The 14,408-nt window shown below is 73.6% G+C and carries 13 protein-coding genes and 1 riboswitch; of the genes, 9 read left to right on the forward strand and 4 right to left on the reverse strand.

Going from position 1 to position 14,408, the window contains the following annotated elements; all coding sequences use genetic code 11:
* Positions 1–60 precede the first annotated feature (60 nt).
* Together MJ876_RS12195 and MJ876_RS12200 are read left to right on the forward strand one after the other, a co-directional pair.
* The gene (locus MJ876_RS12195; protein ID WP_240236554.1) at positions 61–381 is read left to right on the forward strand and encodes a putative quinol monooxygenase; all 321 of its coding nucleotides are present in this window, start codon (positions 61–63) and stop codon (positions 379–381) included.
* Positions 382–445: 64 nt separating this feature from the next.
* Complete coding sequence (locus MJ876_RS12200; RefSeq protein WP_240236555.1) at positions 446–1,474, forward strand: NADP-dependent oxidoreductase; 1,029 nt, start codon at positions 446–448, stop codon at positions 1,472–1,474.
* A 70-nt stretch (positions 1,475–1,544) separates the two neighbouring features.
* On the opposite strand, the gene MJ876_RS12205 is transcribed toward MJ876_RS12200, so the two are convergent.
* The 4 genes from MJ876_RS12205 to MJ876_RS12220 all read right to left on the reverse strand — a co-directional run bounded on the left by MJ876_RS12205 (position 1,545) and on the right by MJ876_RS12220 (position 6,133).
* Complete coding sequence (locus MJ876_RS12205; RefSeq protein ID WP_240236556.1) at positions 1,545–2,321, reverse strand: hypothetical protein; 777 nt, start codon at positions 2,319–2,321, stop codon at positions 1,545–1,547.
* Between the two features lie 37 nt (positions 2,322–2,358).
* Positions 2,359–3,327: a hypothetical protein gene (locus tag MJ876_RS12210; RefSeq protein WP_240236557.1), complete on the reverse strand. Its 969-nt coding sequence runs from the start codon at positions 3,325–3,327 to the stop codon at positions 2,359–2,361.
* A 195-nt stretch (positions 3,328–3,522) separates the two neighbouring features.
* Complete coding sequence (locus MJ876_RS12215; protein ID WP_240236558.1) at positions 3,523–5,046, reverse strand: aldehyde dehydrogenase family protein; 1,524 nt, start codon at positions 5,044–5,046, stop codon at positions 3,523–3,525.
* Positions 5,039–6,133, reverse strand: a complete 1,095-nt coding sequence (locus MJ876_RS12220; RefSeq protein ID WP_240236559.1) for a saccharopine dehydrogenase family protein — start codon at positions 6,131–6,133, stop codon at positions 5,039–5,041. Before MJ876_RS12220 ends, MJ876_RS12215 begins: the two co-directional genes overlap by 8 nt.
* Positions 6,134–6,281: 148 nt before the next feature.
* Between MJ876_RS12220 and MJ876_RS12225 the strand changes: the two genes are divergently transcribed.
* The 7 genes from MJ876_RS12225 to MJ876_RS12255 all read left to right on the forward strand — a co-directional run bounded on the left by MJ876_RS12225 (position 6,282) and on the right by MJ876_RS12255 (position 14,333).
* Entirely contained in the window at positions 6,282–6,899 is a 618-nt protein-coding gene (locus tag MJ876_RS12225; protein WP_240236560.1) for a superoxide dismutase, read from the forward strand.
* A gap of 431 nt (positions 6,900–7,330) precedes the next feature.
* A complete protein-coding gene (locus MJ876_RS12230; RefSeq protein WP_240236561.1) occupies positions 7,331–7,753 on the forward strand; it encodes a BLUF domain-containing protein in 423 nt (140 codons plus the stop codon).
* 245 nt (positions 7,754–7,998) lie between these two features.
* Positions 7,999–8,077, forward strand: a riboswitch (cobalamin riboswitch).
* 84 nt (positions 8,078–8,161) lie between these two features.
* Positions 8,162–9,769: a prenyltransferase/squalene oxidase repeat-containing protein gene (locus tag MJ876_RS12235; RefSeq protein ID WP_240236562.1), complete on the forward strand. Its 1,608-nt coding sequence runs from the start codon at positions 8,162–8,164 to the stop codon at positions 9,767–9,769.
* Positions 9,766–10,743, forward strand: a complete 978-nt coding sequence (locus MJ876_RS12240) for a hypothetical protein (protein WP_240236563.1) — start codon at positions 9,766–9,768, stop codon at positions 10,741–10,743. Before MJ876_RS12235 ends, MJ876_RS12240 begins: the two co-directional genes overlap by 4 nt.
* A 16-nt stretch (positions 10,744–10,759) precedes the next feature.
* Positions 10,760–11,884 carry an energy-coupling factor transporter transmembrane component T gene (locus tag MJ876_RS12245; RefSeq protein WP_240236564.1) on the forward strand — a complete coding sequence of 375 codons (1,125 nt, stop codon included), beginning with the start codon at positions 10,760–10,762 and terminating at the stop codon, positions 11,882–11,884.
* Entirely contained in the window at positions 11,881–13,518 is a 1,638-nt protein-coding gene (locus tag MJ876_RS12250; RefSeq protein WP_240236565.1) for an ABC transporter ATP-binding protein, read from the forward strand. Before MJ876_RS12245 ends, MJ876_RS12250 begins: the two co-directional genes overlap by 4 nt.
* A complete protein-coding gene (locus tag MJ876_RS12255) occupies positions 13,515–14,333 on the forward strand; it encodes an ECF transporter S component (RefSeq protein ID WP_240236566.1) in 819 nt (272 codons plus the stop codon). Before MJ876_RS12250 ends, MJ876_RS12255 begins: the two co-directional genes overlap by 4 nt.
* Positions 14,334–14,408 lie beyond the last annotated feature (75 nt).

The following is a 14,408-nucleotide window of genomic DNA, read 5'->3' on the forward strand; positions in this document are numbered from 1 at the left end:
TCCGTGTGGTGGCATGGCCCCGCTCAGAGCCGAGCACCCACGAGAACCAGGAGGCGCCCCGTGCCCACCCCCACCGACGACAACCGCGACCTGCTCACCGTCATCGCGTACATGAAGGCGGCCCCCGGCAAGGAGGACGAGCTGCGCGAGGGCCTGAAGTCCCTGATCGAGCCCACCAGCCAGGAGGACGGGTACGTCAACTACGACCTCCACGAGAGCGTCGAGGACCCGGGCACCTTCTTCTTCTACGAGAACTGGGCCACCCCCGAGCACCTCGACGCCCACCTCGCCACGCCGCACCTCGTCGACTTCGCGGCCCAGATCCCCGAGCTGCTCGACGACAAGGGCCTGACGATCACCCGCCTGCGCCGTATCGCCTGACCCGGGGCTCCGGTCCACCGGGGGGTGGGCCGCGCCCCGGGCGGGCGCGGCCTACCGTCGGAGGGTGACCACCACCCCGACCACCCGCATCGTCCTGGCCGCCCGCCCCCACGGGGAGCCCACCGACGACGACTTCCGCACCGAGACCGTCGACACCCCCGAGCCCGGCGAGGGGCAGCTGCTCCTCCGGACGCTCCACCTGTCGCTCGACCCGTACATGCGGGGCCGGATGAGCGACGCCGAGTCGTACGCCGACCCCACCCCGATCGACGGGGTCATGCCCGGCGGCACGGTCGGCGAGGTCGTCACCTCGAACGCCGACGGCTACTCGCCCGGCGACGTCGTCGTCGCGTACGGCGGCTGGCAGACCCACTCCGTCGTGCCCGCGAAGCACGTCCGTCGCATCGACCCCGGCGTCGCGCCGGTCTCGACGGCGCTGGGCGTCCTCGGCATGCCCGGCTTCACGGCGTACGCCGGGATGGCCGCCATCGGCAGGCCGCAGGCGGGGGAGACCGTGGTCGTCGCCGCGGCCGCCGGCCCCGTCGGCTCCGCGGTGGGCCAGATCGCCCGGCAGCGCGGGGCGCGCGCCGTCGGCATCGCCGGCGGTCCGAGGAAGCTCGAGATGCTGCGCGAGCTCGGCTTCGACGCGGTCGTCGACCACCGCAGCGAGACCTTCGCCGACGACCTCGCCGCCGCGGTCCCCAGCGGCGTCGACGTGTACTTCGAGAACGTCGGCGGCCGCGTCACCCGTGAGGTGTGGCGCCACCTCAACCTGTACGCCCGGATCCCCGTCTGCGGCCTCGTCTCCGGCTACAACGCGACGTCCCTGCCCCAGGGTCCGGACCGGGTCCCGGCCCTGATGTCGTCGATCCTCACGAAGTCGCTGACGCTGCGCGGCTTCATCCAGACCGAGTTCGTCCCCACCCACCACGACGACTTCCTGCGCGAGATGGGTGCCTGGGTCGCCGACGGCACCGTCGGCTACCACGAGGACGTCGTCGAGGGCCTCGAGAACGCCCCGCGCGCCTTCGTCGGGATGCTGCGGGGCGAGAACCTCGGCAAGCTCGTCGTGAAGGTCGCCGACCAGGCGTAGCAGGGCGTGGACGACGACGGGGGGCCGCGGAGCGTCTGCTCCGCGGCCCCCGTCGTGCTGCGAGGGTCGACTACCGGCCGAGGCCGGTGCGGTCGATCTTGCGGTGGTAGCGCATGCCCGCCAGGCCGCCGACGAGGGCGCCGACGAGGCTGGCGACCGCGACGGCGGCGAGGGCGATCAGCCCGGCCACCCCGACGTCGCCCTGACCGAACGGCAGCCGGGGGAAGCTGTTGAGCTGCGACAGGACGTCGTACTGGGACCCGGCGACGGCACCGAGGATCGCCACGACGATCGCGATGACCACGGCCCACAGCCACACGGCGAGGCCCTGCTTGAGGCCGTTGAAGCGCGCCATGCGTCCGGCGACGTAGCCGCCGCAGTAGTAGGCGACGAACAGCACGACGAGCAGGACGATGCCACCGACGAGCCCGATCGAGCTGAGGTCGTTCACGGTCGCGGAGTCGGCGGCGTCGGCGACGTCGCCCGGCTGGGCCGCTCCCACAGCCGCTCCGGCCGCCGCGGCGAGGGCCGTGAGGATGACGGCCATGCCGGTCGCGGTCAGCCAGCCGAAGAAGGCCGCGCCGATCTTGATGCCGCCGTGCTCCTCCTTCTCACGGCGCAGGACGTCGCGGCGCGACACCGCCGCACGGTCGTCGTGGTGGTCGTGCCGGTCGTGGTCGTGCCGGTCGTGGTCGTGCCGGTCGTGGTCGTGCCGGTCGTGCCTGGTGGCCGGCGGCGGCGCCGCGTCCTGCCGGGGCGGCGGGACGGGCTGGCCGGTGGGCTGGCCGGGGGGCCGGCCGGTCGGTCCCGGCTGTCCGGGCGGCGGGGTTCCGTAGGGGTCGCTCATGTCGTCTCCTCAGCGATCAGCGATCAGCGATCAGCGGTCAGCGGGGTGCGTTGGGGTCGTACCCACCGGGCTGCCCGGGGTAGGGCTGCTGCTCCGGGCCGGGCCACTGCTGGGTCTGGTACGGGTCGGCCTGCTGCTGACCGGCCTGGCCGGAGTAGGGCTGCTGACCGTACTGCTCCTGGGCGTACTGCTCCTGGCCGCCGTACTGCTCCTGGCCGTACTGCTCCTGGCCGTACTGCTGCTGGCCGTAGTGCTGACCCTGGTACTGGTCCTGCTGGGCGTACTGCTGGGCCTGGTCACGGGCCTGGCGTGCCTGCTCCGACAGGCTCGGTGCGTTGGCGGCCTCGGCGCGGATGTTCGGCACCTCGGCGGACGCCTTCGTGAGGGCGTCCTCCCAGCGGTGCTGCATCGGCTTGACGAGCCCGCCCCCGACGCCGACCACGAGGATGCCGCCGACGGTGGCGAGGATCGTGATCAGGATGGGCGTGGTGACCGTGGTGGCGACACCGACCTGGTTCAGGGCGGCCACGACGCCGAGGAACAGGATGAAGACCGAGGCGCCGTTCGCGAGCAGCCGGCCGTAGGAGAGGCCGCCGAGGGTGTTCTCGATGAGGCCCTTCACGGCGGCGGCGATGGCGGCGGCCACCACGACGATGACGATGGCCACGATCAGGCTGGGCAGGAACGAGATGACCTGGGTGAGCAGGTCGCTGATCGGGTTGGGCCCGAAGACGCCGAACGCCAGCTGCAGGACGAACAGCAGCAGCGTGTAGTAGATCAGCTTGCCGACGACGTCGCTGGCGTCGAGGTCGGAGTTGGCGAGGGCGCGCTTGACGCCACCGCGCTCGATGGCGCGGTCGAAGCCGACACGGGTCAGCAGGGCGCTGAGCGCCTTGCCGATCGCCTTGGCGACGAACAGGCCGATCAGCAGGATCAGCAGGAAGATGACGAGCTTGGGCACGAAGTCGGCGATGGTCGCCAGACCGGACGCGAGGGCGTCTCTCATGGGGGATGTCCTTCTCTCGGGGGTGTGCACCGGACGAGCCGGTTCCCCGCTTCGTACCCACCACGGGGCCGCTGAGTCGCCCGGGCCTTACGGCGTAATGACGGACGGGGGGCCGGACCGTCGACGACGACGGCCCGCCACCCCCGTGGGGATGGCGGGCCGTGGACCGGTCCGTCGTACGACGGCGGGTGCTCCTCAGACGAACTCGACGCCCTGCGCGAGCGGCAGCTCGGTCGAGTAGTTGACGGTGTTGGTCGCGCGGCGCATGTAGGCGCGCCAGGCGTCGGAGCCGGACTCGCGCCCGCCGCCGGTGTCCTTCTCGCCCCCGAACGCTCCGCCGATCTCGGCGCCCGAGGGGCCGATGTTGACGTTGGCGATGCCGCAGTCGGAGCCGACGGCGGAGAGGAAGGTCTCGGCCTCCCGCACGTCGAGGGTGAAGATGGACGACGACAGGCCCTGCGTCACGCCGTTGTGCAGCGCGATGGCCTCGTCGAGCGTCTCGTAGCCGAGGACGTAGAGCAGCGGTGCGAAGGTCTCCTCGCGCACCACCTCGGTCTGCGAGGGCATGTCGACGATGGCGGGGCGGACGTACTCCCCGCCGGCGACGCCGTCGGCCTTCTCGCCGCCGGTGACCAGGGTGCCGCCGTCCTCGGTGGCCCGGCGCACGGCAGCCTCGAAGCCCTCGCGGGCGCGGGCGTCAATGAGCGGGCCGACGAGGGTCGACGACTCCAGCGGGGAGCCGATCGGCAGGGTCTCGTAGGCCTGGGCGAGCCGACGCACCAGCTCGGAGCGGATCGACTCGTGCACGATCACCCGGCGCAGGGTGGTGCAGCGCTGACCGGCGGTGCCGACCGCGGAGAACACGATGCCGCGCACGGCGAGGTCGAGGTCCGCGGACGGTGCGACGATCGCGGCGTTGTTGCCGCCCAGCTCCAGGAGGCTGCGACCGAGGCGCGCCGCGACGCGCGGGGCGACCTCACGACCCATGCGGGTCGATCCGGTGGCGGAGACGAGCGGGACCCGCGGGTCGTCGACCAGCGCCTCGCCCACCTCGCGCTCGCCGACGACGACCTGGGAGACGTCGGCCGGGGCGCCCACGCGGCGGGCGGCCTCGGAGAGCAGCGCCTGGCAGGCGAGGGCGGTCAGCACGGTCTTCTCCGACGGCTTCCAGACCACGGCGTCGCCGCAGACCAGAGCGAGCGCCGTGTTCCACGACCAGACGGCGACCGGGAAGTTGAAGGCCGAGATGACGGCCACGACGCCCAGCGGGTGCCACTGCTCCATCATCCGGTGACCGGGGCGCTCGGTGGCGATGGTGAGGCCGGTGAGCTGGCGGGAGAGGCCGACCGCGAGGTCGCAGATGTCGATCATCTCCTGGACCTCCCCGAGGCCCTCGCTGACGATCTTGCCGGCCTCGATGCTCACGAGGCGGCCCAGGTCCTCCTTGTGCTCGCGCAGCAGCTCGCCGAGCTCGCGGACGAGCTGGCCGCGCACGGGGGCGGGCACGCTGCGCCACTGCTCGTACGCCGCCTGCGCGCGGCCGACGGCCTCGGCGACCTGGTCCGGGGTGTGGGCGGGCAGGCGACCGAGGACGGTGCCGTCCACGGGCGTGCGGGCCTCGACGACGGGTCCGGTGTGCTCGGCGTCGTCCGCCAGGAACGGGTCCTCGGCGCCCATGCGGGCGAGGACCTCGCGGGCGAGTCCAGCGACGTCAGTCAATCTTCTCCTCCTCCTCGACGAACAGCCGACCGGACGTGGTGGCGTACAGGTCGGCCAGAGAGATGTCCTCCTGGCGCACGAAACCGGTGGCCGGGAGCGTGCCTTGGGCCAGCAGCTCGACCGCCGCGACCGCGGAGGCGGCGGTGGTCCAGCTGATCGCGCGCCACACACGGCCGTCGATCTCGATCGGCAGCCAGCGTCGCACGTGGTTCTCACGGTGGGGCAGCCCGTCCATGACGCCCTCGACGGAGGCGTGGAGGTAGACGAGGTCGTCGTTCACCGGCGGCTTCGCGTCGACGAGCATCGCGCCGACCTCGGCGCGGCGGTCGCGCAGGCCGAGCTCGTCGAACAGGAAGCGCATCTGCGCGAAGTGACCGGGGTAGCGCAGCGTCTTGTAGTCGAGGCGGCGCACCCTGCCCTCGTAGGTCTGGCACATGGTGCCGAGGCCGCCGGAGGTGAGGTCGGCCTCGAGCTCGGTGCCGTCGAGGACGACGCGCTCGGGCTCGCTCATGGCGGGGACCATGCGGCGGACGCCGGAGCGGATGACCTCGCAGTCGTTGAGGTACTCGTTGACGACGCCCTCGGCGGACCAGTTGAACGCGTAGCCGAGCAGGCCCGTCGGGTTCTGGGGGAGCGCGCCGACCTTGAGCTCGATGGAGCGGATCTCCGAGAAGCGGGCGGCGAGCGAGGAGCCCACGATGCCGATGAGGCCGGGGGCCAGGCCGCACTGCGGCACGAACGCGGCCGCGCCCGCCGGGCTCGGCAGCGTCGCGAGCTCCATGACGCGGGCGGTGGTCGGGACGTCCTCGGTGAGGTCGAAGTAGTGCGTCCCGGTCGCGTGGGCGGCCTCGGCGACGACGATGTTGAGGTCGTAGGGCAGGCAGGCCACGACGGCGTCCACGCCGCCGAGGGCGCCGCGCAGGGCCTCGGCGTCAGTCACCTCGAGGGCGTGGGCCTCGAAGGCCAGGTCGGAGCGGGTGCGGGCGTCGTACCCGACCACGGCGAATCCGGCGCGGCCCAGCAGCACGGCGACCAGCTCGCCGACCTTGCCGAGTCCGACGACGGCGACACGTCGTACGTCAGTCATGGGATGTCCTCTCGTCGAACAGCGTCAGACCTGAAGATCGTCCGACGAATGCTTAAGAGAACCGTAAGTCATTCGGCGTTCAGTGAGGGAGTCCACGCGGCCGCGCAGACTTGTTGCACATAAGTTGCAATAGCGTAGATTGGGCGGCGTGGCCGCCTACACGCTCCCCGACCTCCCGTACGACTACGCCGCCCTCGAGCCGTACATCTCGGGCGCGATCATGGAGCTGCACCACGACAGGCACCACGCGACCTACGTCAAGGGCATCAACACCGCGGTCGAGCAGCTGGAGGAGGCTCGCGACGCCTCCTCGTTCGGATCGATCACCACGCTCGAGAAGAAACTGGCCTTCCACCTCGGCGGTCACGTCAACCACTCGGTGTTCTGGCCGAACATGTCGCCCGAGGGTGGGGACAAGCCCACCGGGGAGACGCAGCAGCTCCTCGAGGAGCACTTCGGCGACTTCGACAGGTTCCGCGCGCAGTTCGAGGCGGTGGCGCTGGGCGTGCAGGGCTCCGGGTGGGCCGTGCTCGCCTGGGACGTGTTGGCCCAGCGGCCGTTCATCGTGCAGTTCTACGACCACCAGGGCAACCTGCCCGCCTGCCTGGTGCCGCTGCTGATGCTCGACATGTGGGAGCACGCGTACTACCTGGACTACAAGAACGACAAGGCCACCTTCGTCTCGCAGTGGTGGAACGTCGTGAACTGGGCCGACGTGCAGTCCCGCTTCGAGCGGGCCCGCACCCGGACCCCCGGCCTGGTCTGAGGGTCGGACCAGTGCCGGAGGAGGCGGGCCGCCGTCAGGACCTCGTCGGAGTCGTGGGGGGGCGGCGGCGGGGGGGGGGGGGGGGGGGGGGGGGCGGCGCGGGGGCGAGCGGGGGGGGGGGGGCGGGGGGCCCCCCTTCTGCCCCTGTTCGGTGTCGGCGCGGCCGCCAAGCGGGTGGCCGGGCTGGTTGCTGAGCGCGGCCGCGGCGACTCCGAGGGGGCCCGGCGGCGGCTCGCCACCTCCAACGACGCACACGGGCTCGCCGGCGCCGCGGGGGAGGAGCTCGAGGACGGCGTTCGCGCCCCTGCCTCGGGACGGAGGGCACGCGCGGATGACGGGCCGCGGGTCCCGCTAGGTTGTCGCCGTCCCACGGGACCACTCGACGCGACCTCGGGGTACCCGCACTCCGACCCGGCGAAAGAAGGCCCCTGGTGCTGTCCATCACCTACCTGAGCGCGGCGTCCTCCGCGCTGACCCCCGACGCCCTGGCGCACCTCGTCGGCCAGGCTCGTGCGAGCAACGCCGCGCTCGGCATCACGGGGATCCTCGTCTACTCGGCCGGGACGTTCGTGCAGACCATCGAGGGGCCGCAGGCGGCGGTGAGCGCGCTCTACGACCGGATCGTCTCCGACGCCCGCCACACCGAGGTGATCGAGGTCTGGCGGGAGACGACCATGCGCCGCACCTTCTCCACCTGGACCATGGCCTTCAAGGAGCTGACGCCCGAGGAGGCCGCGGCCGTGCCCGAACTGAACGACGTGCTGCAGGAGCCGGCCGGCGCCCCGGACCGCGAGCCCGGGCTGACCCCCGACGTGCTGCTGCAGCTCATGGACGAGGAGGACCGGCCCGCCTGAACGCGAGTCGGCCCGAACGCACCCCTGGGGGGCGCCGAGTCGGCCCGGACGCACCCCTGGGGGGTGCCGAGTCGGCCCGGACGCACGCCCGGGGGCGCCGAGTCGGCCCGGACGCACGCGTGGGGGCCGACTGAGCGTCGTACGAGCGTGGTACGAGCCACACCTCAGTGGCGGGAGTGGTCCTCTCGCTCGGTGTTACGCTCCGACCGCTCCCGGCCGGGAGCACACCATCCACGCCCGTCGCGGGGGAAGCCGGTCGAAGTCCGGCGCTGACCCGCAACCGTAGGTCCCCGCGAAGCACGGCGGGGGCGAGCCGGGATGCCCACGGCGGGGCGTCTTACCCGTCGCTGTCGCGGAAAGCAGCAGGGGAGCTGAGGTCCTCTGCTGTCGCAGCGTGGAGGAACCGTCATGACCCCTCGTCCCGGGCGCCGTAGCGCCGCCCTGCTCGCCGGGCTCGGCCTCGCCGCCGGCACCCTGCTCGTCGCCCCGGCCGCCCCGGCCTCGGCCGCACCCGAGAACGACTCCGCCGCCGCCGTGGCCGGCGGGGAGTGGCTGGTCGGCCAGCTGAACGCCGACGGCCTGCTCGAGAACGCCGAGTTCCAGTCCGTCCAGTACGGCCTGACCATCGACGCCGCCCTGTCCCTGGCCGAGTTCGAGGGGGGTGACTTCGCGGCGCAGCTCGCCGAGACCACGGGTTCGCTCACGACGCCCGAGAACGTCGAGGAGTACACGACGTTCGACTACGAGTTCGGCGGTGAGCGGTTCGCCGGTACCAGCGCGGGCGCGACCGGGAAGCTGCTCGCCTTCGCGGAGTCCCGCGGTCTCGACACCACCGACGTCGGTGGCGTGGACCTCCAGCAGCAGATGGAGGATCTCGTCAGGCCCAGCGGCCGCATCGCCGACGGCGACGAGACGGGCAACAACGACGACTTCGCCAACGTCATCAGCCAGACGTGGGCCGTCCGCGGCCTGGCGGAGGCGGGGAGCCAGGCCGCAGGGAGGGCCGAGGAGTTCCTCCTGACCCAGCAGTGCGACGACGGTTACTTCCCGGAGGGGTTCGGGTCCGGGGCCGGGCGTTCGTGTGACGACGGCACGGATGAGCCGAGCATCGACACCACCGCCTTCGCCGTGCTGAACCTGTCCGCGACTCGGCCCCCTGCCGGCTCCGACGCGCAGGCAGTCATCGACCAGGCTGCCGACTGGCTGCGCAGCCAGCAGACGCCGAACGGCGCGATCGGCGGCGACAACACCAACAGCACCGGCCTCGCCGGGTGGGCGCTCGCCACCGTCGGGGCCGATGGAGCGGCCCAGCGAGCCGCAGTCCGGGTCGCGGCCGTGCAGGTCGCTGGATTCGCCCAGTGCGAGGGCGCGCTCGTTCCCGACGACGTCGGTGCGATCGCCCTCGGTCGAGCGCAGTTCGACCGCGACGTGGTCACCGGCATCGATCTCCCCGCCAAGGACGACCAGTGGCGTACTGCCACCGCGCAGGCGCTCCCCGTGCTGAGGTCCCTCCCGGCGCGATCCGAGTCGGGCACGCTGGAGCGGGCGACCTCCGGCCGCTTCGTCAAGGCAGGTCGACCGACGCAGCTGCGCGTCCGTGGACTCGCCGCGGGTCAGAAGGACTGTGTCGTCGGTGGCGGTGGCGGCGCCATGGTGGTCGGTTCGGGCAAGGTCTCCCTCGACGTACCCGGCGGCACGGCGAACCGCACGTACCGCCTCGCCGGCGTCGGTGGCTCGGTGACGGTGCGCGCGCTGGGCGCCAAGAACCTCACGATCGCCCGGAAGGACGTCGTGGCGCGCGGGGCGAAGCAGACGGTCACGGTGCGGGGCCTGGCCCCCAAGGAGAAGGTGAGCGTCGAGTTCCGGAACCGGCAGGTCGGCGCAGGTACTGCCTCCCAGCAGGGGACCTTCCGGACGACGTTCAAGGTCTTCGGCGAGAAGGGCCGTGCGCCGCTGGTGGCGAAGGGTCAGTTCCCCGGCGCGCGCAACGGCAACAACGCCTTCCGCGTCCGATGAGGACGTTCGGCCGGCTTCTCGCGGCGGCCGGGCTCGCCCTCGGGGTGAGCCTGGCTGCGCCGGTCGTGGCCCCGACGGTCCCGTTCCTCGGTGCCGTGCCGGCGCACGCAGACGCCTGCACCGGTACGGACGGCGTGACCGTCGTGGTCGACTTCAACGGCCTGGGCGGCGGCGTCTCCCAGGCCTGCGTGGCCGGGAGCGGGGGTTCGGCGCGGGGCCTCTTCCAGCGCGCCGGCGTCCGCATGCAGGACGTGACCGGCGAGCAGGGCTTCGTGTGTCGCGTCCAGAACAAGCCGGGGCCGGAGGCGTGCAGCCGCGTCTCGAACGGTGCCTACTGGAGCCTGTGGTGGTCCGATGGCAACGGCAGGTGGACGTACTCACAGGAGGGCGTCGACCTGCTGTCCGTGGGCTCCGGCGGGTTCGTGGCGTGGTCCTGGACCAAGCAAGCGCCGTCGGCATCGGCATCCAGGCCTGAGCCGCAGGCGCCGCCGAGCACCGGCGGTGCGAACGGTGGCGGCACCGGCGGCGGCACCACCGGCGGCGGCTCCGGTGGGGCGGGCTCGCCCGGGGACGGGCCGTCGTCGAGCGCGCCCTCGGACGCGCCCGAGGCCGACCCCAGCGCCTCGGAGGACGCCTCGGAGGACCCGACGGCCGACGGCGGTGACTCCACCGGCGGCCAGGCCGGGAAGAAGGACAGGGCCGGCAAGGGCGCGAAGGGCACCGCGGCGAAGGGCAAGGACCGCGCCGGCGCGAGGAAGGACCGCCGCGACCGCGACGGTGCCCGCGAGGGCGGCGGGGAGTCCGTCGACTCGCCGCTGACCGACGAGAACGGCGACACCGAGCAGGTGTCGTCCGCGTCCGAGGAGGACCCGGCCGGGCTGCCCGTCTGGGTGCCGATCGCGGTGCTCGTCGTCCTGGCCGCGGGCGGCGTCGGGGCCGTCGTGTGGCGGCGCCGTACAGGTGGCCACGCCTGAGGCGCAGGATGGATCGATGACGACGCGACTGCCGCGGGACCTGCACCCCGTGGCCTGGTGGCTGTGGGCCCTCGGGCTCGCGGCGGTCGCGTCGCTCACCCTCAACCCGCTGCTCCTGCTCACCGTGATCGCGGTCGCCGCGATCACGGTGACGCTGCGCCGCGGCGACCACCCGTGGTCGCGGGCCTTCCGCATCTACGTCTGGCTCGCCGTGCTCATCGTCGTGCTGCGGGTGGTGCTCCGGGTGCTGCTCGGGGGCGGGTACGGCGGCACCGTGCTGTTCACGCTGCCGGAGGTCCCGCTGCCCGACATCGTGCTCGGCATCCGCCTGCTGGGCCCGGTCACCGCCGAGAACGTCCTCGGCGGCCTGTACGACGGGCTGCGGCTCGCCACCCTCGTCCTCTGCGTCGGCGCGGCCAACGCGCTGGCGAACCCGAAGCGGCTGCTGAAGTCGCTGCCGCCCGCGCTCTACGAGATCGGCACGGTCCTCGTCGTCGCCGTCACGGTCGTGCCGCAGCTCGCCGACTCCGCCCGCCGGGTCCGCGCCGCACAGCGACTGCGCCCCGGACCGAGGGGTCGCGTGCGGTCGTTGCGGCGCTTCCTCGTGCCAATCCTCGAGGACGCCCTCGAGCGCTCCCTCAGCCTCGCGGCGGGCATGGACGTCCGTGGCTACGGTCGCGCCGGCGACGTCCCGCGGCGCCAGCGGGTGCGGACCGGCGTCCTCATGGTCGCGGGCCTGCTCGGCGTCGCGGTCGGCACGTACGGCGTCCTCGACCTCACCGCTCCCCGCTGGCTCGCCCTGCCGATGCTGCTCGGCGGCCTCGGCGTGGCCGTGCTCGGCATGGTCAGCGCCGGGCGGTCCGTCGTCCGCACCCGCTACCGCCCGGACCGCTGGCGGGGCGCCGAGATCGTCGTCGTCGCCTCCGGTGTCGGTGCGGCGGTCGTGGCCTACTGGGTCGCCACCCACGAACCGGTCATCGCCTACCCGGCCCTGCTGTCCGTCCCGCAGGTCTCCGTGGCCGCACTCGCCGCCGGTCTGCTCGGTCTCGTCGCGGCCGTGGCCGCGCCCCCACCGGTGCTCGCCACCAGCGGCCCGCCGGCGGCCTTCGTCGTCCGCGACCGCGAGGAGGTCGCCGCGTGATCGAGCTCCGCAACGTCTCGCTGACGTACGCCGGGCCGGACGACACCACCCGACGCGTCCTCGACGGGGTGGACCTGACGCTGGAGGAGGGTGACCTCGTCCTCGTCGCCGGCCGCACCGGTGTCGGCAAGTCCACCCTGCTCGGCGTGCTGTCCGGGCTGGTGCCCCGGTTCTCCGGGGGCGCGCTCACGGGCAACGTCCTCGCCGACGGCACCGACATCACCGCCACCCCGCCGCGCGAGCGGACCGGGCTCGTCGGGTACGTGGGCCAGGACCCGGCGGCCGGCTTCGTCACCGACACCGTCGAGGAGGAGCTCGCCTACGGCATGGAGCAGCTCGGCCTCGAGCCCGCCACGATGCGGCGCCGCGTCGAGGAGACCCTCGACCTGCTCGGCATCGCCGAGCTGCGCGACCGCGACCTGCGCACGCTGTCCGGCGGGCAGCAGCAGCGCGTGGCCATCGGCTCGGTGCTGGCGATGCACCCGCGCTACCTCGTGCTGGACGAGCCCACGTCGGCCCTCGACCCCACGGCCGCGGAGGAGGTCCTGGCGACGCTGACCCGGCTGGTGCACGACGTCGGGCTGGGCGTCGTCCTCGCCGAGCACCGGCTCGAGCGCGTCGTCCCGTTCGCCGACCGGATGGTCCTGCTCGCCGGGGGAGGAGCGGTCCGGGAGGGCCGCCCCGCCGACGTGCTGGCCGTGGCGGACGCCGACCAGCCGGCTCCGCCGATCGTCGAGCTCGGGCGGCTCGCCGGCTGGGACCCGCTGCCGCTGACGGTCCGCGAGGCCCGCCGACGGGCCCGCGACCTGGGCCTCGCCCCGCCCGACGCCCCCGAGCCCGAGCCCGGCCCGCCGGTCGCCGAGGTGCGGGGGCTCACCCTGGCCCGCGGGCCACGGGTGGTCCTGCGCGACGTCTCCGTGACGCTCCCCGCCGGACGCGTCACCGCCCTGATGGGTCGCAACGGCGCCGGCAAGTCGACGCTGCTGTGGGCCCTGCAGGGCGCCGCCCCCGGCACCCGGCACGGTGGGTCGGTGCGGGTCGCCGACGGCTCCGCCGGGGGAGCGGTGGACCCCGCCGACCTCCCTGGCTCCGACCGCTGGCGCCGCGTGGGGCTGGTGCCGCAGACCGCAGCGGACCTGCTCTACCTCGAGACCGTCGCCGAGGAGTGCGACGCGGCCGACGGCGGCGCCGACGCTCCCGCCGGGACCTGTGCGGGCCTGCTCGACGCGATGGTGACCGGGGTCGACCACGCCCAGCACCCCCGCGACCTGTCCGAGGGGCAGCGGCTCGCGCTCGTCCTGGCGATCGTCCTGACCGCCGGCCCCGACCTGCTGCTGCTCGACGAGCCGACCCGCGGCCTCGACTACGCCGCCAAGCGGGTGCTCGCCCGCACCGTCGCCGACCAGGCGGCTGCCGGGCGCGCCGTCCTGGTCGCCACCCACGACGTCGAGTTCGTCGCGACGGTCGCCGACGCGGTCGTCGTCCTCGCGGACGGCGAGGTCGTCTCCGACGGCCCGGTACGCCGGGTGGTCGCGGAGTCGCCGTCCTTCGCGCCGCAGGTCAGCAAGGTCCTCGGCCCGGGGTGGCTGCACGTCGACGAGGTCGCCGCCGCCCTCGCCGGAGCGGGCCGATGAGCGCCCCGCCCGTCGGGACCGGGCTCGCGACCGCCGTCCGGGTGTCGCCGCGCTCCGCGCTCGTCATGGGCATCGCGTCCTTGGCCGGCCTGGCGATGCTGACTTGGCCGCTGCTGCTCGTGCCGGCCGAGGGCACCGACCGCCTCGACCCGCCGTTCCTCTTCCTCGCGCTCCTGCCCGTCGTGCTCGCCGTCGTCCTGGCGGAGCTGTCGGAGGGCGGCATGGACTCCCGGGTCCTCGCCGTCCTCGGTGTCCTCACCGCGGTCAACGCCGTGCTGCGGGGGATGGGCGCCGGGACCGCCGGCGTCGAGCTGGTCTTCTTCCTGCTGATCCTGGGCGGGCGGGTGTTCGGACCCGGGTTCGGGTTCGTCCTCGGCTGCACGTCGCTGTTCGCGTCGGCCCTGCTGACCGCGGGCGTCGGGCCGTGGCTGCCGTTCCAGATGCTCTGCGCCGCCTGGGTCGGCCTCGGCGCCGGGCTGCTGCCACGGCGCGTCGCGGGTAGGGCGGAGGTCGTGCTGCTCGTGGCGTACGCCGTCGTCGCGGCGTACCTGTACGGGCTCTTCATGAACCTGTCGGGCTGGCCGTTCCTGCTCGGCATCGACCTCCCCGGCGTCTCGGAGGGCCTCGCCTTCGTCCCGGGGGACCCGGTCCTCGACAACCTCCGCCGGTTCGGCGTCTACACGCTGCTGACGTCGACCACGAGCTTCGACACCGGCCGCGCGGTCACCACGTCGCTCTGCATCGTCCTGCTCGGCCCCGCCATCCTCACGACCCTGCGCCGCGCCGCCCGGCGCGCGACGGTCACCCCGGGCTGACGGCCGCCGCGGCCAGGGACCCGAGGAGGTCCCGACGCGCTGCTTCGCCGGCGCTCGGTCACCGCGCGGCCACCG

The sequence above is a fragment of the Nocardioides sp. CFH 31398 genome (assembly GCF_022436705.1).
Classification (GTDB): Bacteria; Actinomycetota; Actinomycetes; order Propionibacteriales; family Nocardioidaceae; genus Nocardioides.

What these genes read in the sequence shown, in the direction of transcription:
- MJ876_RS12205 (WP_240236556.1), bottom strand. Translation starts at nt 2,321, where the DNA reads ATGAGCGACCCCTACGGAACCCCGCCGCCCGGACAGCCGGGACCGACC.
- MJ876_RS12210 (WP_240236557.1), bottom strand. Translation starts at nt 3,327, where the DNA reads ATGAGAGACGCCCTCGCGTCCGGTCTGGCGACCATCGCCGACTTCGTG.
- MJ876_RS12220 (WP_240236559.1), bottom strand. Translation starts at nt 6,133, where the DNA reads ATGACTGACGTACGACGTGTCGCCGTCGTCGGACTCGGCAAGGTCGGC.
- MJ876_RS12235 (WP_240236562.1), top strand. Translation starts at nt 8,162, where the DNA reads ATGACCCCTCGTCCCGGGCGCCGTAGCGCCGCCCTGCTCGCCGGGCTC.
- MJ876_RS12240 (WP_240236563.1), top strand. Translation starts at nt 9,766, where the DNA reads ATGAGGACGTTCGGCCGGCTTCTCGCGGCGGCCGGGCTCGCCCTCGGG.
- MJ876_RS12245 (WP_240236564.1), top strand. Translation starts at nt 10,760, where the DNA reads ATGACGACGCGACTGCCGCGGGACCTGCACCCCGTGGCCTGGTGGCTG.
- MJ876_RS12255 (WP_240236566.1), top strand. Translation starts at nt 13,515, where the DNA reads ATGAGCGCCCCGCCCGTCGGGACCGGGCTCGCGACCGCCGTCCGGGTG.